Here is a 26,158-nt window from a genome sequence, read left to right as displayed (position 1 = left end):
GATTCAAAAATAGTAATTTGATTTTAAAATTCCATCAAAAAAAGAGGGGATAATTTTTTAAAATATTAAATTGATCCATAACGAAACAAGTCATTTGTAGTATACAATTGAAAAGAAAAAGTTAGAATGCTTATAAAATGAATATCGTTTTACAAATCTTTGGCATTTATTAAAGATTTCTATTTAATCATTTTTTTCCATAGAAAGGTTTATAAACAAAAAAACCTCCCAAAACAGGAGGTTTTTAAATATTTGTACTTTAGAAATTACAGTAACAACGTTAATGGATTTTCTAAATATGTTCTTAATGTCTGTAAGAATTGAGCACCTGTAGCACCGTCTACAACTCTGTGGTCACATGCTAATGAAAGCTTCATTGTGTTTCCTACTACAATCTGACCGTTCTTAACGATTGGCTTTTCGATAATAGCTCCTACTGAAAGGATGGCAGAGTTAGGTTGGTTGATGATACTTGTAAATGTTTCAATACCGAACATTCCAAGGTTGGAAATAGAGAATGTAGATCCTTCCATTTCGTTAGCTTTAAGGCCTTTGTTCTTAGCTCTTGAAGCCATATCTTTTACCGCTGCAGAAATCTGAGTGTAAGACATTTGGTCTGTATTCTTTAATACCGGAACTACCAATCCGTCAGGGATAGCCACTGCTACTCCAACATTGATATTTCCTCTGTGAATGATCTTGTCTCCTGCCCAGCTTGAATTTACCTGAGGGTGCTTTCTTAAAGCAATCGCAGTAGCTTTGATGATCATATCGTTGAATGAAATCTTCGTATCTGGAATAGAATTGATTTCTTTTCTAGCCTCAATTGCTTTATCCATGTTGATTTCAACCATCAGATAGTAGTGAGGTGCAGAGAATTTACTTTCAGAAAGACGTTTTGCAATCACGTTTCTTACCTGAGAGTTTGGCGTTTCTGTATCTTCACCCTGTACAAAACTTACAGCAACCTGAGCCGCAGCACTTGCAGCCGGAGCTGAAGCAGCTGGTTTAGCAGCCGGCTGATAGTTTTCGATATCTTTTTTAACGATTCTTCCGTTTTCACCTGAACCCTGAACAGCATTGATGTCAACTCCTTTATCCTGAGCCATTTTCTTAGCCAATGGAGAAATTGCCACTCTGTCTGAAGATGAAGAGCTAACAGCCGCAGCGGTTTTTTCTTCAGTTTTAGCTTCTGCTTTTTGTTCAGCTGGTTTTTCTGTTGCTGGTGCAGCCGATTTTGGAGCTCCTACCGCAGAAACATCAGTTCCTGCAGGGCCAATAATGGCCAATACAGAATCTACCGGTGCAGCACCTCCTTCTTCTACTCCTTGCTTCAATAGTACTCCATTGAATTCAGATTCGAAATCCTGTACTGCTTTATCTGTTTCGATTTCAGCAAGAAGATCACCTTCTTTTACTGTATCGCCTACATTTTTGTGCCATTTAGCCACTTTACCTTCTGTCATTGTATCAGAAAGTCTAGGCATTGTAATCACTTCTACTCCTGCCGGAACTTCAGCGGCAGCAGCTTCAACAGTTTCTGTTTTAGGCTGCTCTTCTGATTTTTTTTCTTCAGAGCCATTACTGGGAGCAGCAGCTCCACCTGTAAGACCTGAAATATCTTCTCCTTCATTACCGATAATTGCCAATACTGAGTCTACAACAGCAGCAGCACCTTCTTCTACACCAACGTATAAAAGAGTACCTTCTACTTCAGATTCGAAATCCTGAACTGCTTTGTCAGTCTCAATTTCAGCTAAAATATCTCCTTCCTTTATTTTATCTCCTACTTTTTTATGCCATTTTGCCACTTTACCTTCCGTCATAGTGTCGGATAGGCGGGGCATCGTAATTACTTCTGCCATAATTATTTTTTAATTTGAAAATTTAGCAATCTGAAAACCTGAAAATGAAAAAGGATGTTTTATCGTCTTATTTTCAAATTGTCAAATTAACTCATTATCTTTTTAGTTTTCTAATTTGTCTAAGAATGGATAGTTTTCCTGAGCGTATACATACTCGTAGATTTTATCTGCATCCGGATATGGAGAGTTTTCCATAAATTCGATACACTCTTCAACAAAGTCTCTTGATTTGTTATCGATTACTTCCAATTCTGCTTCTGTAGCCCATCCATTTTCAAGAATGTTGTGTTTTACCAATTCAATTGGATCATCATTCTTGTGAAGTGCTACTTCTTCTTTAGATCTGTAAGGCTCAGCATCAGACATAGAGTGTCCTCTGTAACGGTAAGTTCTTGCTTCGATGAATGTTGGACCGTCTCCTCTTCTTGCTCTTTCAATAGCCTCATAAGCAGCTTCTGCTACTTTTACAGGGTCCATTGCATCTACAGCAAGACAAGGCATTTCGTATCCTAATCCTAGTTTATAGATATCTTCGTGGTTGGCAGTTCTTTTTACAGAAGTTCCCATCGCATACTGGTTGTTTTCAACTACAAATACTACAGGAAGTTTCCAGTTCATTGCCATATTGAAAGTTTCGTGTAAAGAACCTTGTCTCGCAGCTCCATCTCCGAAGAAACAGATATTTACAGCTTTTCTGTCAAAATATTTATCTGCGAAAGCAATACCGGCACCTAAAGGAATTTGACCTCCAACGATACCATGTCCACCATAGAAACGGTGTTCTTTACTGAAAATGTGCATAGATCCACCCATACCTCCGGATGTTCCAGTCGCTTTACCGCAAAGTTCAGCCATAATTCTTTTAGGATCTACTCCCATTGCCATTGGATGGATGTGGCATCTGTAAGCAGTAATCATACTGTCTTTTGACAAATCCATTGCATGGGTAAAACCGGCAGGGATAGCTTCCTGCCCATTATACAAATGTAAAAATCCTCTGATCTTTTGTTTTAGGTAAAGAGAACGGCATTTGTCTTCAAACCTTCTCCACATTGTCATATCTTCATACCACTTCAGGTATACCTCTTTAGAAAATTCTTTCATGTGTTAGCTCTTGCTTTTTTATGATGAAATAGTTGAGCAAAATTATGAAAAAAACTTTGTTTTTATTCTATACATAGATAACTTTTCGTTTTTTCTGTGAAATCTATTTGCACGCGGAATGTATTATTCTTAATTTTCGACCCGATGAAATACTCATAAAGTATTTTCCTATTGATAGAATTTATCTTGTAAATATGGCAAAAAGCTTCCTATTCATCTAGCTTTTCTGAAATTATGTGCAATATAAAAATCTTACAAATTCTTTCTATTTTGCGTTCAACTTTTTTCGGCTTTAATTATTGTTAACATATCTTTTGGTTATTTCAATCCCTTCTTTTGGGCAAAAAATCTACAATTTTAAGGATATATTTTCCAATCTGATGACCCAAATCTTTTCTAAATTCGGCAAATAAAATCCCTGTTTTATTTCATATTTTATAAGCTTTACCCTTTTTGAAAGAGCTTTTACAAAGTCTTTCTTTTTTCAATAATCTCTGTATGATTGAAAATCATTGACATCAATAGATTTCCAGGGTTTCCCGGGCCCTTCTGCTTATACCTTTTCCTTGTTTTTTGCGGTTATAATGGTATATTTGATCTTTAAACTTGATTATGGAAGAAAAGCAGTCTTCATTATTACACAAAATATCAAAGGTCATTTCTGATTTTTTCAATCCTCTCGTCTCTCTCATCATTTTCTTCGTTTATATGAGTACCAGAGAGTACAGTCTGCAGGAATCTCTCCTTTATTTTGTTCCTATATTATTAATGATCATCGCTCCTGTCATTATCTGGCTAGTATGGAATGTAAAAACAGGAAGATACACCAACATGGATGTTTCCAACAGGGTTCAAAGAAAGACACTTTACATTTTCATCGCAGCTTGCGTCATCATCTATCTTATTTATCATTATATAAAGAACGGCTATATTGATCTTGTCATGCTTTTTATTTTAATTCTTCTTTTTGCTCTCCAGATCAGCAATTTTTTTATTAAAAGTTCTATGCATACAGCGTTCAATATATTTGTAGCGGCATTGTTTTTCAGTATGAACTGGGCCATGGGAATGGCTTGGCTGGGAATTGCCATTTTGGTAGGCATTACCAGAATTATCTTAAAAAGGCATACCGTAAAAGAGGTATTTATGGGAGCAGGAATAGCTTTTATGGTATCTTTTATCTATCTTTATTGCAATATTCAATTTCAACATTAGAACTCTATATGAAAATCAATCATCTTACATCCGCAGAGGAAAACTTTATGAAGCTGTTTTGGAAAATGGAATCTTTCTATCTGAAGGACGTTATGGAGCAGCACCCCGAACCGAAACCACACCAAAATACGGTATCTACCTATCTTAAAATATTAGTTGAAAAAGGATATCTGTCTACTGAAAAAGAAGGGAGAATATTCAAATACACCACTCTTGTTCCTTTGGAAGAGTATAAAAAATTTCTGTTAAAGGAGTTGTCACATAACTTTTTCAATGATGCAGGAAAAGAAATTTTAGAGCTTTTATTCACGGAAAAACTGATCTCTCAGGAAGACCTGAAAGGATATTTTGACCTTAAAATAGAAATCAAACCGACAAAAGTTGAGGAACCTAAGTTTGAATTTGCCGACGAGATTCTAAGTCCTAAAAAAGAGAAAAAAACCAAAGGAAAAGAAAAGGAAAAAGACAAGGAGAAGAAGAAGAAAAAGAAAAAAGACTAAATAACAACTTCCTCAGCCACCATGAAAACGAAATTATATGAAACTTTAAGCAAGGCTAATGAAGTCATTTTCCGCTACCCTTTAGTGTTGATCATGGCTTCATTTGCTTCAGCCGGAGCTATTTACATTCTTAAAAGCAGTTTTAATCAACCCTTTGCTTACTCAAAACTCACAACCTGCGCCTGTCTCGGAATATCCTTACTGTTTGCGGTAAAGATGCTCTCACAAAGAATAGGAAGAGAATTACTATTGCAGCTCTCCGGCATCGCCTTTCTAGTAGGTTTTTACTTTATCCTCCCTACAAGATCAAAGGATTTTACAGAAATACAAGGCTATACTATTGTCGTTACTTTCATCCTTATACATCTTTTGGTGTCTTTTATTCCTTTTTTGAAAAAAAACAGAGAGCTCGGTTTTTGGCAGTACAACAAAAATCTTTTTGTCAATTTCTTTCTTACCATTATATTCACAGGAATTTTAACCGGGGGAATTGAACTCGCTTTTTTTGCCGTAACAGAGCTTTTTAATCTTAGTTTTGGTGAGAAAATTTACTCTTATACTTTTTTAGTTCTGGCGATTTTCGGTAGTACCTTTATATTCCTCCTGTTTAACGAAAAAGGATTGAATACCCTTGAAAAAGATGGCACTTATCCTGTTGTGTTGAAATTTTTCACCCAATTTATTTTAATCCCTCTTCTTTTGATTTATGCGGTCATTCTTTATTTCTATTCTCTTAAAATATTGATCAACTGGGAGCTGCCAAGAGGTTGGGTTTCTTACCTTATCCTTGCTTACAGTATGATGGGAATTTTAGCATTGCTTCTGGTTCATCCTTTAAAAGAAGAAAATGCCAAATCATGGGTTAAGATCTTTTCAAAAGTTTTTTACTACACGATTATTCCGTTAATTGTCCTTCTTTTCACGGCTATTTTTACAAGAATTTTAGAATATGGCTATACAGAGCCAAGGTATTTTGTTTTATTGCTGGCTCTTTGGCTTTTGAGTACTGTGATTTATTTTATTTTGGGTAAAAAAACGACCATAAAATTCATTCCTGTCAGTCTATTTGCCTTTGGCGCTTTTGCTTTGATTTTCCCTTATTTCAATGCATTCAGTGTAGCTCAGAGAAGTCAGAAAGCTGAACTTTTAAAAATACTGCATCAACATCAGCTGCTTAAAAATGGTAAAATAGTTTTCCAAAAGAAAATTGACGAAAACGCACGCAGACAAATTTCTGATATATTTGAATTTCTGGGAAAAAGAAAACAAGTTGAGTTCCTATCCTCCATGCTCAATGAAAAAGATCGAATGCGGTTGGCAGACCATATAGAAAGTGGAAGTTACTATAGTATAGGATATGATATTGAGGATAAATTTCCCAATACCGGTCAACATTCCCAAATAAGTGCTGATGAAGTAGAAAGCCTGAGTATTGTTCCTGAAAATCAAGCCATAAAAATTGGAGATTATCAATACTTCATTAAATTCCCTCTCTATAATGAAGACAATAACATACAAATCAATCAGGATTACTTTTACATGAAAAGCAACCTTATTGAAAAACCATCGCTGGAAATTATCCTGAATGGTAAAGAAAGAATAGACTTCGGGCCCCAACTTATAAAACTCTTTGAAGAAAACAAAGGCAAAACCAAGATTTTAAAAACTTCCGACGTTGCCTTGGAAAGCAATTTGGGTAAGTACCATATCAAACTCGTATTTAATACACTGAATTTCGATAAATACCCTGGTACCAATTATCCGAATATCTTCTTCGACAATGCTTATGTACTGGTAAGATTGAAATAAGATCTCCTCCTCCATAACAAAAGAGACTGGTATAACCAGTCTCTTTTATTTATTATATGAATTCTTTTGATCAGAACCATAAAAAAAGCGGCTTTAAAGCCGCTTCATATTTTTTACCAACGATTTCCGCCTCCGCCACGGTTGTTGTTACCATAGCCTCCGCCTCTATTGTTGTTGTTACCATAACCTCCACCTCTGTTGTTATCGAAGCTTCTTCTTGGTTTTTCTTCTCTTGGCTTAGCTTCAGATACGTTTAGAGTTTTTCCGTTGAATTCTTTTTGGTTAAGAGCTTCAATAGCTTGCTTTCCTTCTTCATCACCCATCTCTACGAAACCGAAACCTCTGGAACGACCAGTTTCTCTGTCTGTAACGATTTTAGCTGATGATACATCTCCAAATTCTGCGAATAGATCGTGCAACTCATACTCTTTAGTTGCGTAATTGATGTTTGAAACAAAAATGTTCATTTTAAATAAATTAAAAAATTAATAAAAATTTGGTATATAAAAGAAAAACAACATAAATTAATGAACAAATATTGATTCCAAATATAAACGTATGCAAGATACAATTAAAAATTTCAAATCAAAGCTTTTTTTATATATTTCTCACATTATGTTGAATCCTAAAAAAAAAAACAAGCTTAAAAACAACACAAAAAATTAACAATCAACCAGTTAAACACAAAAACACACAATTGTTAAAATATATTAATATTTAAAAAAATAAACTTTATATCCAATTTCATAATACAATTTACATTTATTTCAATTATTTTCAAACATTATGCTATGAATAAATTGATTTCACAACAATATTATCAATTCTTATTCACAAAAACTCAAAAATACTTCCAAATAAAATAACTTTTTTGTTTCTTCTTTACCTTATAATAGAATATAGAACAACATTCGCTTTATTGGTTGAAATTTCTCTTCAGATTTTATAATTTCTTAAAAACACACCTCTTATGAAACAGCATACCACCAACTACATCAACACTTTCATTGAAGTTGCAGAAGATTCTCCTGTACTACATTCACAGACTCCTCCCGAAAAGAAAGAAAAGACAATAGCTATGCTTCAATATGAAAAGATGATAAAAAACCCTTATCAATATTCATCCGACGATATTATTTTTGAATGTTACGCTGCCAAAAACGACATTTAGGAACATGAAAAAGAAGAAGCCCGAAAAATATTCTTCTCTAAAGGACAGGCTTGCCTTCGCTGCTCTCCTCTGGCTAAAAAGTATGGCTTTGGCATTCATCATAATTCGGAAGGTAAAGTCGCTCTATTTCCCATAGAAAGTGAGGAATACCAATGCTTTTTAAATGACTCATCCGTCGTTAAAACGAAAGCGATGCGCTCCAAAAGAAAATGATTGAGAAAATGAATAATTCTGTTCAGATCAATAAATACTATTCTTTTGATAACATCAGCTTTTAACACTAAATTTGCTCAATAAATTATTAAGAACATGAACTACCATACTAGAAAATGGGTAAAACCAGAAGATTTAAATCCTAACCATTCTCTTTTCGGAGGAAGACTTTTACAGTGGATTGATGAAGAAGCAGCTTTGTATGCCATTATTCAACTGGAAAATACTAAAGTAGTTACGAAATTTATCTCCGAGATCAACTTTGTAAGTTCTGCCAAACAAGGAGACATTATCGAAATTGGTATTGAAGCCATCCATTTTGGTTCTACTTCTGTCACGTTAAAATGTGATGTAAGAAATAAAATGACTCATCAAACAATTATTACAGTTGATAAAATTGTAATGGTTAATCTGGATCAGGACGGAAATCCCGTTCCCCACGGAAAGACCAAAATTGAATTCGTAAAAGACAGGCTAAACAGCGAACTATGAAGATTTTCATAAAGAACATGGTCTGCAACAGGTGCATTGCTGCTGTTGAAAACATATTCAGTTCCTCGGCAATCAAAATCTCTTCCGTGATCTTGGGAGAAGTGGAAACCGAATCCGACATTCCTGAAGAAAACATGCAGCTTATTGAAAAAAAGCTCCTCGAAACAGGCTTTGAAAGAATTATGGACTCTGCTCATCAACTTGCTGAAAAAATCAAAAATCTGATCATCATAAAAGTAAGCGAACTTGATATTGATGAAAACTTCCTGCTCTCAGAATTCTTAAGCTCAGAACTCAATAAGGATTACAGTGCTCTTTCGAAAACATTTTCACAAAACGAGAATATTACATTGGAGCAATTCTTCATTCTTCAGAAAATAGAAAAAGTAAAAGAACTTCTTCTATATAATGAATTCAACCTTACTGAAATTGCAGGGAAATTGGGCTACAAAAGCGTCCAACATCTCTCTTCTCAATTCCGGAATATTACCGGATTCACTCCTACAGAGTTCAAAAAATTAAAAGATCATCACAGAAAACCCCTTGATCATCTTTAATCAATTTAGAGTATTGGAGTGTGTAAAAACCAGATGTAAAATTATCCTAAAAAATACAACCATCCCACATTCCAACACTCTACAACCCTCCCACCCTACACCCTTTCCTAACCCCAACCCAAATTTTATAACTATTATCCTTAAATTTATAACAGCCTTCAAAATTCATTTTGGAAATTTGTAGTATAAATTTAAGAATCATGGAACGACAGTATAAAGTACTTGGAATGACGTGTTCCGGTTGTCAAAAAAAGATATCCACTCAATTGAACAGCGTACATGGTGTAACAGCCGATGTCAATCTGGAAAACAATACCGCAACCATCACTTCCGACCACGAAATTGGACTTTCGGTTTTAAACGATGCTTTAGCAGAAATCGGAAATTATAAGCTTGAAGACCCAAACAATCCTGAAAAAACATTCATAAAACCTCAGGATCGCGTATCTCCGTCTTCAGTATATTACTGCCCAATGGAATGCGAAGGAGACAAGGTATACTTCAAGCAAGGTGAAAGATGTCCCGTGTGCAATATGTACCTTGTTCCTATCGAAGAGAAACTTGCAAAAGACCCCAATTACAAACCGACCTATTCATCTACCAACCTTCCTGAGAATTTCAAAGACAGTATTGGAAAACATTACTGCCCGATGTTCTGTGAAGGCGATAAAGTCTATGACGAAAAAGGTGATTGTCCCGTTTGTCATATGCATCTGGAACCTATCACGCAGGAACTCGTTCAAAATGAGGCATCACACCAACACAGCCACTCGCATTCTCATCACCACGATCACAGCCATCATCATGAACCTCCTAAAGTTACCGATGACATGGCAGGCAAATACTACTGCCCAATGTATTGTGAAGGAGACAAAACCTATGACTCTAATGTAGGATGCCCTGTTTGCGGGATGGATCTTGTAAAATACCCGGAAAAGAAAACCGCTAAATACACCTGCCCTATGCACCCAGAGGTGATTCGTGACGAACCGGGAGATTGCCCGATCTGCGGCATGGATCTCGTAAGAATGCCAGATAGTGGAGATGATGACGAAGATGAAACTTACAATATTTTAAAAAGAAAATTCATCATATCGTTGGCTTTCACTATTCCCGTCTTCATTCTTTCCATGGGTGGAATGTTTATCAGCTTCCCATTTTCGCATCAGATTCAGGGATTTATAGAGCTTGCTCTCACTCTTCCTGTTATGTTTTACTCGGGATGGTTTCTCCTTAAAAGAGGCTGGGTTTCTTTTAAAACCTGGAATCTTAATATGTTCAGTCTTATTGCTCTCGGTGTAGCAGCAGCGTTTATATTCAGTATTGTGGCTTTACTCTTCCCGGATATTATTCCGCATGAGATTCGTGGTCACAATCACGAAATCCCTTTATATTTCGAAGCAGTCTGTGTGATTTTAACACTTGTTATTTTAGGCCAGCTTATGGAAGCGGCGGCTCATAAAAAAACAGGAAACGCTATCAAAGAGCTGATGAATCTCTCACCGGACGAAGCCAATCTTATGGTAAATGGTGAAGAAAAAAGAGTTTTATTATCTCAGGTTAAAATCGGGGATCTTTTAAAAGTAAAGCCCGGTGAAAAAATTCCTGTTGACGGAAAAATTACAGAAGGATCTTCCATCGTAGACGAAAGTATGATTACAGGGGAACCGGTTCCCGTTGAAAAGAGCGTTGATGACAAAGTATCTTCAGGAACCATCAATGGAAATCAGGCATTTATAATGAAAGCAGAAAAAGTAGGTGACGAGACCCTACTTTCACAGATCATTAAAATGGTGAACGAAGCCAGCCGAAGCAAAGCTCCCATTCAAAAGCTTACGGATAAGGTTTCAAAGGTTTTCGTACCAGTAGTGATCCTTATTGCTGCTCTTACCTTTGTTTCGTGGCAGTTTTTCGGACCGGAAGGAAAAAGAAGTCTGTTTGCTTTTGTAAATGCAGTTGCTGTTCTTATTGTTGCCTGTCCTTGTGCTCTCGGGCTTGCCACTCCAATGTCTCTTATGGTAGGAATTGGAAAAGGGGCTAAAAATGGTATTCTGATCAAAAATGCAGAAGCCCTTGAACAGATGAACAAAGTGAATGTCTTAATTACAGACAAAACAGGAACTTTAACCGAAGGAAAACCTTCTGTAGAATACATTGAAACAATTAATAAAGGAAGTCAGAATCAGGTTTTACAACTGGCATTTTCATTAAATCAAAACTCTGAACATCCTCTTTCCAATGCGGTGATCAAGAAAGCAAAAGATGAGAATATAGCTGCAGAAAAAGTAGATCAGTTTGAAAATATCTCTGGAAAAGGGATCAAAGGAAATATTCATGGAAAAACGGTTTATCTCGGCAATGAGAATCTATTAACCTCTCATCAGATTCAGATTCCGGATGATCTGAAAAAGAAAGCGACAGAAGTACAGTCTAAAGCACATACGATTTCTTATATAGCTAAAGGGCATGAAGTATTAGGATTTATAAGCTTTACGGATAAAATTAAAGAAAGTTCCAAAAAAGCTGTAAAACAACTGATGAGTGAAGGAATTGATGTCATCATGATGACGGGAGATAACGAGCACACCGCAAAAGCTGTAGCGGATGAGCTGGGAATCAAACATTTTAAAGCTAATTGTCTTCCAGAAGATAAATTAAATGAAGTAAAAAAACTGCAGCAACAGGGTAAAATTGTAGCAATGACCGGTGATGGAATCAACGATTCTCCTGCTCTTGCTCAATCGGATGTAGGAATTGCCATGGGAACAGGAACCGATGTTGCCATAGAAAGTGCTGAGATCACATTATTACAGGGAGATATCCTGGGAGTTGCCAAAGCCAAATTATTGAGCGAAAAACTTCTTAAGAACATCAAAGAAAATCTATTCTTTGCTTTCATTTATAATGTTTTAGGAGTTCCGATAGCCGCAGGATTACTGTATCCTTTCTTTGGAATTTTATTATCTCCAATGATAGCCGCTGCCGCTATGAGTGTCAGTTCTTTATCTGTGATCCTGAATTCACTGAGACTCAACTCTGTGGATCTTAATATAAAATAAAAAAAGAAAATCTTTACATAAGGTTTTCAGAAGTTATCATAACGACCGAGAAAGGTCTTTATATTCTGAAAATTCTGAAGTAAAGATTTTTTTGTTAAAATAAAATAATTCCCAGCTTAATGAAGAATATGATTATCTTAATGATAATAGAGAAAAACTATCATTCTATCATTTATAAATGTTAAGACACAGCAAAATAAAAACCATAGTATCAATTTTAGACTATTTATCAAAAAATGCTTTAAAATTAAGTTCTTAAAATATTCTTAAAAAGGAAAAAAACAACAAAAAACGGCATATATTTTGTTAACATTCAATCAATATTTTTAACGATTTTTAACACTCTAATTTTCTACTACATTTATGAAAAAAATTTTTGCGGAAAAGTCAAAAGAGATGACTTTTCTTGGGATGGCTGTATTGATGAGTACAACATCGGTCTTATTCAATAGCTGTAATTCCAAAAACGAGGTGAATGACCCTATCCATTCGCAGGAACATCCTACCGCAGAAATAGTCCCCAAAATAGATGATGAAAGTGTAGAAACAGATAAAAGAGTTATCTATCTTACCTTTGATGACGGTCCCAATCAGGGAACCGAAAATCTTCTTAAAATTCTGGATAAAAGAAATGTTTGCGCTACTGCTTTCCTTGTAGGAAAACACGCTTATGGCAGCAAGAAACAAAAAGACGATCTGGAACTGTTAAAACAAAATCCTTTGGTTGAACTGGCAAATCATAGTTTTACACATGCTCACAACAAATATTCTGACTTCTATAAAAATACAGATGCCGTTGTACACGATTTTGACATCGCTAAAGACAGCCTGAAACTTACGGACAAAATTGCAAGAACTCCGGGTAGAAATGTATGGAGACTCAATAATATTAATGTCACTGATATAAAAAGCACTACTGCAGCAGCAGATGGTCTTAAAAAAGCTGGATACAAAGTAATAGGTTGGGATCTAGAGTGGAGACCAAGCCAGAAGATGACTTTAAAAGGAAGCCACGAAGCCATGCTAAAGAAAGTAGATAGTATTTTCTTTAACGATCTTGAAAAAACATCAAGACACCTTGTATTCCTTACTCATGATCAATACCTGAGAGATACAGATTCCATCAACGAATTGGATCTGTTTATTGAAAAGCTTCAGAAAAGCAACCGATTTGTTTTCAGAAAAATATCTCAATATCCAAAAATCAATGAGGTTCTTAATTAATAACAATTAGAGAAGCATCGATTAAGACTTACAAATCTTCTATGAAACGTATTTTCGTAGAAGATTTATATTTTTCGGCTGCTAAAGTTTACCCTTTCGAGCTTTGAACCTTCAGCTAAATTTCGGAAATTTGCAATTATGAGTATTAAAGACAATTATCACGCTATAAAAGATCAGCTTCCAACGGATGTACAGCTGGTTGCCGTTTCCAAAACACATCCGGCTTCTGCAGTACAGGAAGTGTACGATTTGGGACAGAAAGTTTTTGGAGAAAATAAAGTTCAGGAACTAATGGAAAAATCACCCCTTCTACCGGAAGATATACAATGGCACCTGATCGGGCATTTGCAGACCAATAAGGTGAAGTACATCGCTCCATTTATAGATACCATCCAAAGTGTAGATTCTGAAAAGCTTTTAACTGAAATCAATAAAGAATCAGGCAAGAACAACAGAACAATAAAAGTCCTTCTTCAGGTAAAAATTGCGGCGGAAGATAGTAAGTTCGGGCTTGAAATTTCAGAAGCAAGAGAACTTTTCCAACAATATACCGATGGAAATTTTCCTCATGTTGAGATTACAGGATTGATGGGAATGGCTACCTTCACCGAAGATGAACAACAGATCAGAAGGGAGTTTTTAACATTAAAGAGTCTTTTTGATGAATTAAATAAATTAAAAACACTGAATACCTTATCCATGGGAATGAGCGATGATTTCCCCATAGCTATTGAGTGCGGAGCGAATTCTGTGCGCGTTGGATCCGCTATTTTCGGACGAAGAGACTATTCAAAATAGAATATTTAGGTACGGTTTTTGCTAATAATTGAAACAAAAAATTTAAATTTGCAACTATGCAAAAAATCCTTATAGTAGAAGACGAAAAAGCAATCTCGGGAGTACTTCACAGTATTCTTTCAGATGAACTTAGCGATTATGAATTTGTAATCGCAGAAGACGGCCTTGAAGGCTACAAACAGGTAGAAAAAGAAGATTTCGCTTTGGTGATCTCCGATATTAAAATGCCTAAGCTTTCAGGAACCGAGCTTTTAAAACAAAGTCTTGCCCTAAAACCAGAAACTACTTTTATCATGATCTCGGGACACGCAGACATCGATTCTGCTGTTTCCTGCTTGAAAGAGGGTGCATATGATTTCATTTCCAAGCCTATTGACATTAACAGACTGATTACCAGCGTTAAAAATGCTTTAGTAAAGGAAACATTGAAGAAAGAAAACAAAAATCTTCAAACTGAAAACAAAACATTAAAGAAAAAAGTAAGTAAAAAATACCAGATGATCGGTACATCTCCTGCATTGCAAAAAATCCAGGATATGATCGAAAAAGTAGCAGCTTCAGATGCAAGAGTTCTAATTACAGGTCCTAACGGAGCCGGAAAAGAATTGGTTGCACATGCTATTCACAATCAGAGTGACCGTGCAAGAGGTCCAATGATCGAGGTCAACTGTGCTGCCATCCCATCTGAGCTTATTGAATCTGAACTTTTCGGACACGTAAAAGGATCTTTTACCGGTGCCATTAAAGATAAACAAGGAAAGTTTGAACAGGCTAACGGAGGAACTATTTTCCTTGACGAGATTGGTGATATGAGCCTTATTGCTCAAGCTAAGGTATTGAGAGCGCTTCAGGAAAGCAAAGTTTCTCCTGTAGGAAGTGATAAAGAAATAAAAGTTGATGTAAGAGTAATTGCAGCAACCAATAAAAATATGCAGAAAGAAATTGAAGAAGGTAAATTCAGGGAAGACCTTTACCACAGACTTTCTGTTATTGAAATTTATGTTCCGCCATTGGACGAAAGAAAAGATGACATCAAGTTGTTGGTTGAACATTTCTCCGGTATGATTGCTGATGAGCACGGTACTGCAGTGAAAAAGTTTGACGATAAAGCTATTGACGCTTTAAGGTCTCTTTCGTGGACTGGAAATATCAGAGAATTAAGAAACGTGGTGGAAAGATTGATCATTCTAGGTGGAAACACTGTTTCAGAAACTGACGTTGCAAGTTTTGTAAGGAAATAATTTAACGATTATTCACTATATTATAAAAATTTGCAGTCAACACTGCAAATTTTTTTTTGCCCTTATTTTAATTATAAACTATATGAATCTTAAAATATTATGAACTTTTTAAACAAAAACTATACAAAAGAATGCCTGACTTTGGCTCTGCCTGTGATGCTAACCCAGGTAGGGCAAGTTTCGGTAAACTTATTCGACAACATTATTGTCGGAAAACTTTTGGGTGCAGATGCTCTGGCCTCTGTTTCATTGGGAAATGCGGTATTTTTCTCCATATTTGTATTGGCATTGGGCTTTTCATTTGCCATTCCGCCTTTGGTTTCAGAGGCTCATTCCAGAGAAGATCACGCTACGATTAATTCAGTGTTCAGCCACGGATTTATCATCAATATGTCGGTAGGAGTTATTCTGATGGTCGTACTGCTTTTGGCAATGCCTCTACTCTATCATTCGGGACAGCCTGCCAAGATCATTCCAGATACGGTAAGCTTCTTAAGTATTATGGTGATCAGTATGGTTCCATTTATGGCTTTTCAGACACTCCGTGAGGTTTCTGAAGGACTTTCTTATACGATTGGAGTTACGAAAGCAACAATTATCGCCAATATCATCAATATTGCTTTGAACTATGTATTCATCAAAGGACTTTGGGGAATCCCTGCAATGGGCGTACAAGGATCGGCTTTGGCTACCCTTATTTCCAGAATATTTATGGTAGTGTTCCTTTATTTTGTATTGTTGAAAGAGAAAAGAACAAGACGCTATATCAAAGATTTTTCATTGAAAATTCAGGTTTTCTCTAAAAAGATGTTTGATAAAATGGTGAGACTGGGACTTCCTACAGCTTTACAGATGTTTTTTGAAGTAACAGCATTTGCAGGTGCAGCATTTATCTGCGGACTGATCTCTGCTCATGATATTGCGTCTCACCAGATTGCATTAAGCATGGCTTCTTTCACATTCAATTTATGTGTAGGATTCAGTGTGGCTTCAACCGTAATGATCGGAAGAAAATTGGGCGAACAGAATTTCGTTGAGCTAAGAAATGTAGGGATCAACAACCTGAAAATTGCTTTTATTTTCATGTGTATCTGCGGATTGGTATTTATCTTAGGGCGAAATATCCTTCCTACTTTCTTCACTAAAAAAGAGGAAGTAGAAGTGATTACTCTTGCTTCTAAACTGATGATTATTGCAGCGTTGTTCCAGCTTTCTGACGGAATTCAGGTAACGGCTTTAGGAATGCTGAGAGGTTTACAGGATGTGAAAATCCCATCTATCTATACTTTCATCGCTTACTGGGTTATCACAATACCTTTAGGTTACTTCTTCTGTGTCATCTTGAAAATGGGGGCTTTTGGAATGTGGATCGCTCTGGGATTAGGATTAACGGTTTCTGCTGTTTTCCTTGTTAAACGATTCCTTAATATGTCTGCTAAAAGAGTAAAGCAGAACATACAAACAGAAGTAGAAATACAAAAACAGTAAAATAGAAGAACGCAGGGCAATGGCTCTGCGTTTTTTTATTATTTTTGCCTTCATTAACTAACAAACATGAAAAGAACAATTGCCTTCCTTGCTTTATGTGCAGGCACTTTATATCAATCTCAAACCAATAGATTTACTTACGAACTTCAGTACCGGCAGGAACCGACTCAGGAATATAGAAAAAACCTGATGAACTTAGATATCAGTTCAAAATCGGTTAAGTTCTATGATAAAGACTTTGCAGATTATGATGTGAAAAATAAAGAATCTAACCAATCCATCTCACATTACAGCACCAAAACAGACCAGGTTCTCGAAAGAAAGCCAGACTCTTTTGATAATAAATGGTACCGAGATTTTTTTGACTATTTCGTGGTAAAAACACACGACGAAATGAAATGGAAGCTGCTTCAGGAAACCAAAGAATACAATGGATATAAACTTCAAAAAGCAACCACAGACTTTGGCGGCAGAAGCTGGAATGCGTGGTTTTCCAATGACGTAAATATTAAAGAAGGACCTTATAAATTTCGAGGTCTTCCCGGTTTAATCTTCATTCTGGAAGATACGGATCAGAATTTCATCTACAAACTCATCAACAACGAAAAGCTCACCTCAGATTACGATACACAAGATTTTGTGGAAACCCATTACGGAAAACAGGCGCTTCCAATCACCAATGAAAAATTCAATCGGTATATTGAAGATCTTTATCAAAATCCGACAAGAATTTTCTCAGAAAAATTGAAAAATGGAGGCAACTTAAGTTTTAAAAACGAAAGCGTAGAATCTACGGAAGAACTTAATAAGAAAAAAGGAATGCTTCAAAAAGGTATTAAAGCGAGGTATATCTTTATTGAAAAAGATAAAGAACCGATATTTAAAGGATAAATAGAGAATAAATACAACGGCAGTTTCAAAAATATAACAAACCTATTTAAGGTATATTATTTTTGAAACTGCTGTTTTTTATATCTTAATCAATCTTTTTACCCAATATAACGAGACTTCTTTCTACCCCATCCAAAATAGCTACGTTAGGAAGATTTCCCCAATCTTCAAAACCGAAGTGACGGAAGAGTTTTAAACTCGGCTCATTGTGAAGAAATATAAGAGCTACCAGATTATTCACTCCAAATTTCCCGGCATTGTCGATGCAATACTGAAGAATAGTCTTTCCATAGCCTTTTCCTCTGCTGCTTTCATCCAGATAAATACTTACTTCTACGGTTCCGCTATAGGCTGCTCTTTCATGAAAAGAACTAAAGCTTACCCATCCTACTATCTGCCCTGCCGAATCTTCAACCACCCAAAGAGGTCTTGCTTCCGAATTGTGATCGTTAAACCATTTTTGTTTGCTTTCTACGGAAACTTCTTCTACATCTGCAGTTACCATCCTTGATGCGATTGTTGAATTGTAAATCTCTACAATTTTCTTTAAATCGGATAATTCGGCATTTCTGAATTTTAATTTTTCCATTGATTGTAAATTCAACTTATTTGAATACAAAAATAGTAAATTTCAAAAACAACCCCATTAAATATATAATAGAATTATTTAATTTCACACATTTAAATAAATACACCCCTTAAAAAAGTATCGAAATTAAAAATTATTACTTTATAAAGCTATCATTTTATTTCAAATCTTTTAAAATTCTATTTAAGCTTCTCACGGTTATTCCCAAATAAGCTGCCATATCTTCTTTTGAGATTTGAATCCCTTGTTGGGTCTGCATATTCAACAACTGCATTACAGTATGTTCTATCGTATACAATTGTTGATAAGAAGCTCTGCTTGAAGTATTGATCATTCGTTCGGCAAATGAATCCAACAATAAATGATTAAGAGCAAGATCATTTTTGAGTAGAGATTTAAAATAGGAAACACTTATTTCATACACTGTTACTTCCGATACGGCTTTTACACTGCAAAGACAGCTTATATTTTTAATCAATTCTACTTCTCCAAGGATTTCACCGTCTCCCAGAAATTCCATGATATATTCTTTTCCGTTTTCTTCGGTTAAATAGCATTTGGCTATGCCTTCTTTAATCAACATAACCTTCAAGAGCGACTGGTCCTGTATCAACAGGCTTTTGTCACGGGAGAAAGATTTTAGTATTACCTCTTCTCTTCCCTCTTGTTTCTGATAAAGTTCTTCAAAATACCTTAAGAATGCCTGATTTGTTCGTAACATATGGATCCGGGACAAATGTCCTTTTGTGATTGAGTTTTTTTATTGAATTTTGTGACCAGAAAATTACAAAACAAAAATGAATAATCATATTACGACTATTGCTTTTGATGCGGATGACACCCTTTGGATCAACGAACCTTACTTCCAGGAAGCTGAGAAGGAATTCTGTATGTTGCTTGAAGATTATCTTCCTCAACACACGGTTTCTCAGGAGTTATTCAAAACAGAGATGAAAAACCTTCATTTATACGGGTACGGCGTGAAAGGTTTTATGCTTTGTATGGTTGAAACAATCGGCAGGGTTTCCAATAACACAGCCTCTTTACAGTTAGTGAATAAAGCCATTGAATTAGGGCAGGAACTTCTCCAAAAACCTATTGAGCTTCTGGACGGTGTCACTGAAACACTAGAAAGCTTAAAAGGAAAATACAGACTGGTAGTTGCCACAAAAGGAGATCTTCTGGACCAGGAACGTAAATTGAAAAACTCCGGATTGCAGGAGCATTTTCATCACATTGAAATCATGAGTGATAAAAAAGAAAATGATTATCAAAAACTATTAAAGCATCTGGATTGCCAGCCTGACAATTTTCTCATGTTGGGTAATTCTATCAAGTCTGATATCCTGCCTGTTCTGGAAATTGGGGGTTCAGCCGCTCATATTCCTTATCATGTGACGTGGAGCCATGAGCAACATGAAGTTAATCTTGAACATGAGAAATTCATGGAACTAAAAAGTATTGATCAAATTTTAGGTTATTTATAAAATAGAAACGTGTTCATATTTGAACGCGTTTCTATTTTTTCAAAATTCCATATCTGCAAAATTTCAAATAGTCTTTAATATATTCAGAATTATATTTCTCTTCAAAATATATCATCTTTTTATAATAAGGAATCTTAATTTTTGTATCTAAATAATACGAACACATCAAATTAACAATATTTTCAGAGGATTCTTTGTTATCTAAAACAATTTGATCTAGTTTATATTGCAAAGAATCGATTTCCTTTGGTTTCCATTGGGTTTCTATTTTAAGAGATTCTATTATATCAAGGTCAAAACTGTTGAGTCTTTTTTTACTATGAAGAAATTTATTTTTCAGTTTTTTATAATATCTGGCCCTTTTTATTTTTTCTCTTTCAAATACAATGCCCTTATACATTTCATCTGCCAAAAAAGACTGATAACCAACACATCCTGATCTTATTTTAATAGAGTCATTTGTTTCTAAATATCTTTTAAATATTTCTTCCAATACTTTTGATTTTCTGGAAATCAAGATATTGGAGATATAAGTTTTTGCAACAACATTACCATGCAGAGCAATAAATTCCAATTCCTGATCGGTTGCTATTTTACCTATTTCTGTATGAATTTTATAGGGTTCACTTTCATGACCGTCAATTCCTATGTTCTTGGATTCATACTGGTTACTTTTTGATAATTCCTGATATAATTCATTGACTTTTGGAGATAACTGTCCAAAACATGAGGCAGAAATCAGGAATAATAGAATTGTTTTTTTCATTGAAAATGATGGTCATAGTTTCTTGAGTTCGCAAAATAAAACTCGTCCAAATATGAACGAGTTTTGTATCTGTTTATTATTTCTTCAAACATTTTTCAAGGAACTGGTCCTGTTCCCATAAAACGTGTAAGATATTTTCTTTAGCCTGGTATCCATGGGCTTCTTTTGGAAGAAGAACCATTTTTACAGGAGCACCCAAATTTTTCAATGCTTGGAAGTATCTTTCCGTCTGTAAAGTAAAAGTTCCCGGGTTATTGTCTGCATCACCATGAATCAAAAGAAGAGGGGTCTTCATTTTATCAGCATGCATAAACGGAGACATTCCGTTGTAAATTTCCGGAACATCCCAATAGTTTCTCTGCTCGCTTTGGAAACCGAACGGAGTCAATGTTCTGTTATAAGCTCCACTTCTGGCAATACCGCAAGCAAAAAGATTAGAATGCGTTAAAAGATTCGCTGTCATGAAAGCTCCGTAAGAATGCCCTCCTACCGCAACTTTTTTTCTATCAATATATCCTAACTGATCTACAGCATCAATAGCTGCTGCTGCGTTTGCTACCAGCTGAGGAATGAAAGTATCGTTAGGCTCTGTTTTTCCTTCACCAATAATTGGGAAAGCAGCATCATCAAGCACCGCATATCCTTTGGTTGTCCAATAGATGAAAGATCCATAAGACGGGAATGTAAACTCATTTGGATTCTGGGTATTCTGTCCTGCAGTATTTTTATCTTTATATTCTGTAGGATAGGCCCAGATAAGCAATGGAAGTTTTTCTTTTTTTGCTTTTCTGTCGTAATTGGCAGGAAGGTAAAGTGTTCCGGTTAAAGTAACTCCGTCGTTTCTTTTGTAAGTAATCACTTCTTTATAAACATCTTTGATGCTTTCAAAAGGATTGGCAAAATTGGTTACGGCTTCTGCCTTATTGGATTTGATATTCTTTTTAAAATAATTAGGATATTGGCTTGGAGACTGCTGAGTGGTCAGAATTTCTCCTTTTGATGGATTCAGAATATCAATAATAGCTTCTTTAGCATTTTTAAGATTGGAAGTATAAAGTCTCTTCTTTTTCAAGGATTTAACATCCATTTCATCAATAAAAGGATGCTGTCCGTCTTTTGTAAACCCTTCTCCAATAAGATATGCTTTTCCACCTTTCATATCCACGACATATCTTCCGTACTGATTTTTAATGGTATTAAAGCTCCCCGGATCGCTGTAAACATCCTGAGAATTTCTGTCTTCAATCACTTTAGATTCTCCGTTATTCAGATCAACAAGGAAGGATTTTGTATTTCTAGTGTCATACCAGTCTTCTGATACAATAGCATAATGATCGTTTGTCCAGCTTACTCCATCGTATCTTTGTTTTACTTTGAAGAACGACTTTGGTGCTGCTGTAAACGGAACCTCCCAAGTGAAAATTTCGTCTCTGTATTCTGCTGCTTTTGACTGATCTCCTCCGTCTAAGGCTTCTGCGTAAACCAAGGTAGCGGGAGCGTCACTTCTCCACACAACATTTCTTTTCCCTGTTCTTACTGATGAAAATCCTTTTGGCATTATTTCGCTTAGAGGAACCTCGTTTACCACTTTTACGGTATTGCCTTTTATATCATATACTGTTGTGGTTGACGGGAATCTGCTCAATGGAACGATGTAAGAGAACGGTTTTTTAATCACGGTTGCCATCAGATAATTTCCGTCCGGAGAAAAACTCAGTGCGGCATACATATCCTGATCCTTCACCTTTTTAAGAGCTCCGTTTAAGTCTACGTTATAGATTTCAGAAGCGGTAAGAGTCTCAAAGTTTTTTTCGTCCTGAGGATTTTTTAAAAGATCCTGATAGGTTCTGTTCTGTGAAACTTTTCCATCTGCTGTAGAAACAATAGGCCCTGTAGGAAGATCTTTACTTGAATCAATTAGTGCAGGTCTGCTCTGAGGAAGCGTTTTGATCAACAAGCTTTGAGAATCATTATACCAAGTATAAGGTGATCCCAAATTTGCATTCAGATTGTCTTCTGTAATTTTTTTGGCTGTAGCCGTTTCCATATCTACAATCCAAAGTTCAACTCCTTTATTGGTTGTATTGGTAAAAGTCAGCTTTTTTTCATCCGGTGAAAATGATAAATAAGTAATTTTAACATCTGCCGGAAGGTTTTTTACCTGAACTTCGTTTTTATCATTAATTTTTCTGACCTTCAGATTATTGAAATACGTAACCGTGCTTGCAATATTAGTTAAAGGATTGATTCTCAAACCACCCAATTTCATTTCCTGCTGATTGAGGTCCTGTAATGTTTTGTAGGTTGGGCGATACGTAAAAACAACCCAGTCTTTCTTGCTGTTCATCAAGACGCTTGGCGGCCTTTGGTAGTCAGCCAACTTTAGAATCTCCGCTGATGGCTTCTGATAAGAAATATTCTCCTGTGCATCATAAAAATTGAGAAATGCCAGAAGGCAAATTGTCAGTTTTATCTTCATATAAATTCATTTTTTACGAAAGTAGTGAATTTAATAATATCTATGAAAATAAAAAAATAAGACTCTTTATGGTGTCATATTTTGTTTTTTTGATTATTTTTAGATAACCAAATTCAAACAATATGAAAAATTTAAGAAAATTGTCAAAAGTACATTTAAAAACAATTAACGGCGGAAGTGCTCCTTTATGTGATGCAGGCTATATGGCTTGCAGAGTAAGAGACGAAAACGGAAATCTGATCTGGGATTGTTTACCTCACTGTAATTATTAAGAACAGAAAAGGCACTTCATTTTCTGAAGTGCCTTATTTTATTTTGTATTGTTATTATGATAAAACTACCAGTCGGAAGCTCTTTTTCTTCTTTCTATCATATGATCTACTGATACTTTCCCAGCTCCTGCTACCATTAGTAAAAGATAAATACATAGATAAATAAGGGCCATCTCTCTTTTTTCAAAAGAATCTGCTCCGTGTACTACAAAAGCAGCGATTCCCATGGTAAAAATCAAAAAGCCTAGCGAAACCCTAGTAAAAAGGCCTAAAATTAATAGAATTGAACAAACAAATTCTGCAAAAACAGTAAGAATCAATGATATCTGAGGTCCCAATCCCATAAAATCGAAAAACTCAATTTTTCCACCTGCCAAAAGCATCTGAAGTTTAGGGAACCCATGAGAAAGCATGGCAAAGCCTACAAATACCCTCACTGCCAGCAAAACAATATCTTTAAGTATTGATCCCGAATTTGAAGTGTTATAGTTCATTTACTAAAAAATTTAGACTAAGGTAATAAAAATCTTTTAATACAAAGGGGTTTCAGCACTTTTAGTTTATCTGTATCCGAAATTCTTAAGATCTCTGTCGTTCTTTCTCCAGTCTTTTTTCACTTTTACGAATAGGTTCAGGTGAATTTTCTTTGAGAAAAATTTCTCAAGGTCTAATCTCGCTTCTGTACCTACTTTTTTGATGGCTTCACCTTTGTGACCAATGATGATTCCTTTCTGAGTATCTCTTTCTACATAGATGATAGAATCTATAAAGATGATTCCCTCTTTTTCTTTAAACTGTTCTGTTACCACTTCTACAGAATATGGAATTTCCTTATCATAGTTCAGAAGAATTTTCTCACGAATAGCTTCGTTTACAAAGAATCTTTCGGGTTTATCTGTATACTGGTCCTTATCGTAATAAGGTGGACTTTCAGGAAGTAAAGATTTAATTTTCGGTAAAATAACTTCCGTATTGAAAGCATTAAGAGCAGAAATAGGCAGAATTTCCGCTTTTGGAATTCTGTTGTGCCAGTCTTCTACCAGCTTTTCAAGGCCTGCCTGATCGGTCTGGTCCACTTTATTCAACAAAAGAAGTACAGGAACAGGGATTTTATTCAATTTATCAATCAAAAACTCTGAAGGCTCTGCCTTATCAGTAACATCTACAATAAAAAGGAATACGTCAGCATCCTGCAAAGAATCTTTTACAAAATCCATCATTTTCTCCTGCAGTCCGTATTTAGGATCTAATACTCCCGGAGTATCAGAAAATACGATCTGAAGGTCATCTTCATTATAAATACCAAAAATTCTGTGACGGGTTGTCTGAGCTTTCTGCGTTACAATCGCCAACTTCTCTCCCATCAATTGGTTTAGGAGTGTTGATTTTCCGGCATTGGGCTTTCCAACTATGTTTACAAATCCAGCTTTGTGCATAAAAATAATATTACGAACTGCAAAGTTAGTAAAACAAAATTGGTCTTTACCGTTAATCTCAAATTTAAAAAGAAAAAAGAGAGTTATATTTCGAAATACGGCATGATGAGGAAGAACTGACGAAAATATTTTATCATTAATTTGAGGTAATATTTAAGAAAATCTATTGATGAATCATAGTATTAATGATGGATTATATAAGGTACTTTCAACTTTTCTGTAAATAATAGATTATCTCCTTGTAAAAAAGATAAAAATTCAACAACATCCTTGTAATATTAAAGAAAATAGGTTGAATTTTAAAAGCTCTGACCGCCGCTCACTTAACATTTCACATAAAAAATACCCGATAATTTTGTATTGCATTACTTAAAACTGATATTTTTGAACTTTAGAATTCATTTTTATGAATATAGACCAGATTCTTGATGCCATTTATGTACTTCCTGAAGCATCTAAAACCAGTTTAAAACAGCAGATCACAGAGATTTCCCATCCTAAGGGCTTTTGTCTGATGGAAGCAGATAAGGTGGTTCCTTATGTTTACTTTATCCGTAAAGGTATTGCAAGAGCTTATTCTTCTACTGCGGAAAATGATATTACCTTCTGGTTTGGAAGTGAGGGACAGTGTGTGCTTTCCATGAAAAGCTATGTGGAAAACAAACCGGGTTATGAAAGCATTGAACTGCTGGAAGACTGTGATCTGTACGTTCTGGAAACAGAAAATCTCCGAAAACTTTTTAATGAAGATATTCATATTGCCAACTGGGGAAGAAAACTCGCTGAGGCGGAGATGATCAAGTCTGAAGAACTTATTATTTCGAGACAATTTAAAACTTCTCTGGAACGTTATAAAGACATTATTACTTACCAGCCTGATCTTTTGAAAAGGGTTCAGCTGGGTTATATCGCCTCTTATCTCGGCATTACTCAGGTGAGTTTAAGCAGAATTCGTGCGGAGATCAAATAAAAGTTATTTGTAGTTTCATCATTCTTTTTCCGAAATATATGCAATGATCATTTTTTAACAATTGTAAAATTTTTTCTCTTTTCAAATGCGGAAATTTGCAGAAGAAAATTTGAAATAATGAATTGGATAATATTAGTGATCGCGGGATTGTTCGAAGTAGCTTTCGCATCATGTTTAGGAAAAGCAAAAGAAACGTCAGGAACTGAAATGTACTTTTGGTACGCAGGTTTTCTAATTACGATGACAATAAGTATGGTTTTACTGATTAAAGCTACCCAGACATTGCCTATTGGTACCGCGTATGCAGTATGGACAGGAATTGGAGCTGTAGGAACAGCGCTGATGGGTATTTTCTTTTTTAAAGATCCTGTAAGTTTCTGGAGAATATTTTTCATCGTGACACTTATCGGGTCTGTGGTGGGACTGAAAGCTGTATCTACCTCACACTAGTACCCTCAAAATAAGTATAAACCTATCTAATAACAAAAAAACCGTCTTCTACTGAAGACGGTTTTTTATATATTTTTTGCTT

24 protein-coding genes and 1 pseudogene are annotated in these 26,158 nt (G+C 35.4%); 16 read left to right on the top strand and 9 right to left on the bottom strand.

The features are described from left to right. Positions 1-266: 266 nt before the first annotated feature. Together ACL9RH_RS03955 and pdhA are read right to left on the bottom strand one after the other, a co-directional pair. A complete protein-coding gene (locus ACL9RH_RS03955) occupies positions 267-1,865 on the bottom strand; it encodes a 2-oxo acid dehydrogenase subunit E2 (protein WP_422692039.1) in 1,599 nt (532 codons plus the stop codon). Between the two features lie 102 nt (positions 1,866-1,967). After that, positions 1,968-2,969: a pyruvate dehydrogenase (acetyl-transferring) E1 component subunit alpha gene (gene pdhA / locus ACL9RH_RS03950; RefSeq protein ID WP_422692038.1), complete on the bottom strand. Its 1,002-nt coding sequence runs from the start codon at positions 2,967-2,969 to the stop codon at positions 1,968-1,970. A gap of 612 nt (positions 2,970-3,581) precedes the next feature. On the opposite strand from pdhA, the gene ACL9RH_RS03945 reads away from it, so the two are divergent. From ACL9RH_RS03945 to ACL9RH_RS03935, 3 genes are read left to right on the top strand one after another with little or no spacing between them, the layout of a single operon-like run. Continuing rightward, positions 3,582-4,184 carry a phosphatase PAP2 family protein gene (locus ACL9RH_RS03945; RefSeq protein ID WP_422692037.1) on the top strand — a complete coding sequence of 201 codons (603 nt, stop codon included), beginning with the start codon at positions 3,582-3,584 and terminating at the stop codon, positions 4,182-4,184. A gap of 8 nt (positions 4,185-4,192) precedes the next feature. Continuing rightward, a complete protein-coding gene (locus ACL9RH_RS03940; protein WP_422692036.1) occupies positions 4,193-4,684 on the top strand; it encodes a BlaI/MecI/CopY family transcriptional regulator in 492 nt (163 codons plus the stop codon). A 21-nt stretch (positions 4,685-4,705) separates the two neighbouring features. Next, entirely contained in the window at positions 4,706-6,493 is a 1,788-nt protein-coding gene (locus ACL9RH_RS03935; protein WP_422692035.1) for a DUF4153 domain-containing protein, read from the top strand. Positions 6,494-6,606: 113 nt separating this feature from the next. Here ACL9RH_RS03935 and ACL9RH_RS03930 read toward each other — a convergent pair whose 3' ends face one another. Continuing rightward, positions 6,607-6,960 (bottom strand): RNA recognition motif domain-containing protein, encoded by a 354-nt coding sequence (locus tag ACL9RH_RS03930; protein ID WP_422692034.1) that lies wholly within the window; start codon positions 6,958-6,960, stop codon positions 6,607-6,609. A gap of 503 nt (positions 6,961-7,463) precedes the next feature. Between ACL9RH_RS03930 and ACL9RH_RS03925 the strand changes: the two are divergent. The 9 genes and pseudogenes from ACL9RH_RS03925 to ACL9RH_RS03885 all read left to right on the top strand — a co-directional run bounded on the left by ACL9RH_RS03925 (position 7,464) and on the right by ACL9RH_RS03885 (position 17,627). Beyond that, positions 7,464-7,877 (top strand): annotated as a pseudogene (locus ACL9RH_RS03925) (DUF6157 family protein). A gap of 96 nt (positions 7,878-7,973) precedes the next feature. Next, a complete protein-coding gene (locus ACL9RH_RS03920) occupies positions 7,974-8,369 on the top strand; it encodes an acyl-CoA thioesterase (RefSeq protein ID WP_422692033.1) in 396 nt (131 codons plus the stop codon). Continuing rightward, positions 8,366-8,926 carry a helix-turn-helix domain-containing protein gene (locus ACL9RH_RS03915; protein ID WP_422692032.1) on the top strand — a complete coding sequence of 187 codons (561 nt, stop codon included), beginning with the start codon at positions 8,366-8,368 and terminating at the stop codon, positions 8,924-8,926. The genes ACL9RH_RS03920 and ACL9RH_RS03915 overlap by 4 nt, the downstream gene beginning before the upstream one ends. A gap of 200 nt (positions 8,927-9,126) precedes the next feature. Continuing rightward, complete coding sequence (locus ACL9RH_RS03910) at positions 9,127-11,985, top strand: heavy metal translocating P-type ATPase (protein ID WP_422692031.1); 2,859 nt, start codon at positions 9,127-9,129, stop codon at positions 11,983-11,985. A 363-nt stretch (positions 11,986-12,348) separates the two neighbouring features. Then, positions 12,349-13,209: a polysaccharide deacetylase family protein gene (locus ACL9RH_RS03905; protein ID WP_422692030.1), complete on the top strand. Its 861-nt coding sequence runs from the start codon at positions 12,349-12,351 to the stop codon at positions 13,207-13,209. Between the two features lie 138 nt (positions 13,210-13,347). Further along, the gene (locus tag ACL9RH_RS03900) at positions 13,348-14,007 is read left to right on the top strand and encodes a YggS family pyridoxal phosphate-dependent enzyme (protein ID WP_422692029.1); all 660 of its coding nucleotides are present in this window, start codon (positions 13,348-13,350) and stop codon (positions 14,005-14,007) included. A 56-nt stretch (positions 14,008-14,063) separates the two neighbouring features. Next, positions 14,064-15,248, top strand: a complete 1,185-nt coding sequence (locus ACL9RH_RS03895) for a sigma-54-dependent transcriptional regulator (RefSeq protein ID WP_422692028.1) — start codon at positions 14,064-14,066, stop codon at positions 15,246-15,248. A 99-nt stretch (positions 15,249-15,347) separates the two neighbouring features. Continuing rightward, positions 15,348-16,736: an MATE family efflux transporter gene (locus tag ACL9RH_RS03890; protein WP_422692027.1), complete on the top strand. Its 1,389-nt coding sequence runs from the start codon at positions 15,348-15,350 to the stop codon at positions 16,734-16,736. A 66-nt stretch (positions 16,737-16,802) separates the two neighbouring features. After that, complete coding sequence (locus ACL9RH_RS03885) at positions 16,803-17,627, top strand: GLPGLI family protein (RefSeq protein WP_422692026.1); 825 nt, start codon at positions 16,803-16,805, stop codon at positions 17,625-17,627. Positions 17,628-17,712: 85 nt separating this feature from the next. Here ACL9RH_RS03885 and ACL9RH_RS03880 read toward each other — a convergent pair whose 3' ends face one another. Both ACL9RH_RS03880 and ACL9RH_RS03875 read right to left on the bottom strand, forming a co-directional pair. Next, on the bottom strand, positions 17,713-18,216 hold the full coding sequence (locus ACL9RH_RS03880; RefSeq protein ID WP_422692025.1) for a GNAT family N-acetyltransferase: 504 nt from the start codon (positions 18,214-18,216) through the stop codon (positions 17,713-17,715). A gap of 157 nt (positions 18,217-18,373) precedes the next feature. Continuing rightward, positions 18,374-18,937 carry a Crp/Fnr family transcriptional regulator gene (locus ACL9RH_RS03875; RefSeq protein WP_422692024.1) on the bottom strand — a complete coding sequence of 188 codons (564 nt, stop codon included), beginning with the start codon at positions 18,935-18,937 and terminating at the stop codon, positions 18,374-18,376. A gap of 76 nt (positions 18,938-19,013) precedes the next feature. Here ACL9RH_RS03875 and ACL9RH_RS03870 point away from each other — a divergent pair, with 76 nt between their 5' ends. After that, positions 19,014-19,703 (top strand): HAD family hydrolase, encoded by a 690-nt coding sequence (locus ACL9RH_RS03870; protein ID WP_422692023.1) that lies wholly within the window; start codon positions 19,014-19,016, stop codon positions 19,701-19,703. A 31-nt stretch (positions 19,704-19,734) separates the two neighbouring features. On the opposite strand, the gene ACL9RH_RS03865 is transcribed toward ACL9RH_RS03870, so the two are convergent. Both ACL9RH_RS03865 and ACL9RH_RS03860 read right to left on the bottom strand, forming a co-directional pair. Continuing rightward, on the bottom strand, positions 19,735-20,469 hold the full coding sequence (locus ACL9RH_RS03865; protein WP_422692022.1) for a hypothetical protein: 735 nt from the start codon (positions 20,467-20,469) through the stop codon (positions 19,735-19,737). A 76-nt stretch (positions 20,470-20,545) separates the two neighbouring features. Next, a complete protein-coding gene (locus ACL9RH_RS03860; RefSeq protein WP_422692021.1) occupies positions 20,546-22,948 on the bottom strand; it encodes a prolyl oligopeptidase family serine peptidase in 2,403 nt (800 codons plus the stop codon). 122 nt (positions 22,949-23,070) lie between these two features. On the opposite strand from ACL9RH_RS03860, the gene ACL9RH_RS03855 reads away from it, so the two are divergent. Next, positions 23,071-23,220, top strand: a complete 150-nt coding sequence (locus ACL9RH_RS03855) for a bacteriocin-like protein (protein ID WP_422692020.1) — start codon at positions 23,071-23,073, stop codon at positions 23,218-23,220. A 65-nt stretch (positions 23,221-23,285) separates the two neighbouring features. Here ACL9RH_RS03855 and ACL9RH_RS03850 read toward each other — a convergent pair whose 3' ends face one another. Then, the gene (locus ACL9RH_RS03850; RefSeq protein WP_422692019.1) at positions 23,286-23,714 is read right to left on the bottom strand and encodes a DoxX family protein; all 429 of its coding nucleotides are present in this window, start codon (positions 23,712-23,714) and stop codon (positions 23,286-23,288) included. A gap of 66 nt (positions 23,715-23,780) precedes the next feature. Further along, entirely contained in the window at positions 23,781-24,656 is an 876-nt protein-coding gene (gene era, locus ACL9RH_RS03845) for a GTPase Era (RefSeq protein WP_422692018.1), read from the bottom strand. A 406-nt stretch (positions 24,657-25,062) separates the two neighbouring features. Here era and ACL9RH_RS03840 point away from each other — a divergent pair, with 406 nt between their 5' ends. Further along, positions 25,063-25,626, top strand: coding sequence for a Crp/Fnr family transcriptional regulator (locus ACL9RH_RS03840; RefSeq protein WP_422692017.1), 564 nt, complete (start codon positions 25,063-25,065; stop codon positions 25,624-25,626). 117 nt (positions 25,627-25,743) lie between these two features. Next, positions 25,744-26,076: a DMT family transporter gene (locus ACL9RH_RS03835; RefSeq protein WP_422692016.1), complete on the top strand. Its 333-nt coding sequence runs from the start codon at positions 25,744-25,746 to the stop codon at positions 26,074-26,076. Positions 26,077-26,158: the final 82 nt, after the last annotated feature.

It is taken from the genome of Chryseobacterium sp. Mn2064, from assembly GCF_049319685.1.
GTDB lineage: Bacteria > Bacteroidota > Bacteroidia > Flavobacteriales > Weeksellaceae > Chryseobacterium.
The sequence above is the reverse complement of the archived record's forward strand: the minus strand, read 5'-3'. Positions and strand labels throughout refer to the sequence as shown.

What these genes read in the sequence shown, in the direction of transcription:
- ACL9RH_RS03880 (WP_422692025.1), bottom strand. Translation starts at nt 18,216, where the DNA reads ATGGAAAAATTAAAATTCAGAAATGCCGAATTATCCGATTTAAAGAAA.
- pdhA (WP_422692038.1), bottom strand. Translation starts at nt 2,969, where the DNA reads ATGAAAGAATTTTCTAAAGAGGTATACCTGAAGTGGTATGAAGATATG.
- ACL9RH_RS03930 (WP_422692034.1), bottom strand. Translation starts at nt 6,960, where the DNA reads ATGAACATTTTTGTTTCAAACATCAATTACGCAACTAAAGAGTATGAG.
- ACL9RH_RS03840 (WP_422692017.1), top strand. Translation starts at nt 25,063, where the DNA reads ATGAATATAGACCAGATTCTTGATGCCATTTATGTACTTCCTGAAGCA.
- ACL9RH_RS03940 (WP_422692036.1), top strand. Translation starts at nt 4,193, where the DNA reads ATGAAAATCAATCATCTTACATCCGCAGAGGAAAACTTTATGAAGCTG.
- ACL9RH_RS03835 (WP_422692016.1), top strand. Translation starts at nt 25,744, where the DNA reads ATGAATTGGATAATATTAGTGATCGCGGGATTGTTCGAAGTAGCTTTC.
- ACL9RH_RS03905 (WP_422692030.1), top strand. Translation starts at nt 12,349, where the DNA reads ATGAAAAAAATTTTTGCGGAAAAGTCAAAAGAGATGACTTTTCTTGGG.
- ACL9RH_RS03920 (WP_422692033.1), top strand. Translation starts at nt 7,974, where the DNA reads ATGAACTACCATACTAGAAAATGGGTAAAACCAGAAGATTTAAATCCT.
- ACL9RH_RS03910 (WP_422692031.1), top strand. Translation starts at nt 9,127, where the DNA reads ATGGAACGACAGTATAAAGTACTTGGAATGACGTGTTCCGGTTGTCAA.
- ACL9RH_RS03875 (WP_422692024.1), bottom strand. Translation starts at nt 18,937, where the DNA reads ATGTTACGAACAAATCAGGCATTCTTAAGGTATTTTGAAGAACTTTAT.
- ACL9RH_RS03870 (WP_422692023.1), top strand. Translation starts at nt 19,014, where the DNA reads ATGAATAATCATATTACGACTATTGCTTTTGATGCGGATGACACCCTT.
- ACL9RH_RS03935 (WP_422692035.1), top strand. Translation starts at nt 4,706, where the DNA reads ATGAAAACGAAATTATATGAAACTTTAAGCAAGGCTAATGAAGTCATT.
- era (WP_422692018.1), bottom strand. Translation starts at nt 24,656, where the DNA reads ATGCACAAAGCTGGATTTGTAAACATAGTTGGAAAGCCCAATGCCGGA.
- ACL9RH_RS03945 (WP_422692037.1), top strand. Translation starts at nt 3,582, where the DNA reads ATGGAAGAAAAGCAGTCTTCATTATTACACAAAATATCAAAGGTCATT.
- ACL9RH_RS03855 (WP_422692020.1), top strand. Translation starts at nt 23,071, where the DNA reads ATGAAAAATTTAAGAAAATTGTCAAAAGTACATTTAAAAACAATTAAC.
- ACL9RH_RS03865 (WP_422692022.1), bottom strand. Translation starts at nt 20,469, where the DNA reads ATGAAAAAAACAATTCTATTATTCCTGATTTCTGCCTCATGTTTTGGA.
- ACL9RH_RS03890 (WP_422692027.1), top strand. Translation starts at nt 15,348, where the DNA reads ATGAACTTTTTAAACAAAAACTATACAAAAGAATGCCTGACTTTGGCT.
- ACL9RH_RS03915 (WP_422692032.1), top strand. Translation starts at nt 8,366, where the DNA reads ATGAAGATTTTCATAAAGAACATGGTCTGCAACAGGTGCATTGCTGCT.
- ACL9RH_RS03885 (WP_422692026.1), top strand. Translation starts at nt 16,803, where the DNA reads ATGAAAAGAACAATTGCCTTCCTTGCTTTATGTGCAGGCACTTTATAT.
- ACL9RH_RS03850 (WP_422692019.1), bottom strand. Translation starts at nt 23,714, where the DNA reads ATGAACTATAACACTTCAAATTCGGGATCAATACTTAAAGATATTGTT.
- ACL9RH_RS03900 (WP_422692029.1), top strand. Translation starts at nt 13,348, where the DNA reads ATGAGTATTAAAGACAATTATCACGCTATAAAAGATCAGCTTCCAACG.
- ACL9RH_RS03860 (WP_422692021.1), bottom strand. Translation starts at nt 22,948, where the DNA reads ATGAAGATAAAACTGACAATTTGCCTTCTGGCATTTCTCAATTTTTAT.
- ACL9RH_RS03955 (WP_422692039.1), bottom strand. Translation starts at nt 1,865, where the DNA reads ATGGCAGAAGTAATTACGATGCCCCGCCTATCCGACACTATGACGGAA.
- ACL9RH_RS03895 (WP_422692028.1), top strand. Translation starts at nt 14,064, where the DNA reads ATGCAAAAAATCCTTATAGTAGAAGACGAAAAAGCAATCTCGGGAGTA.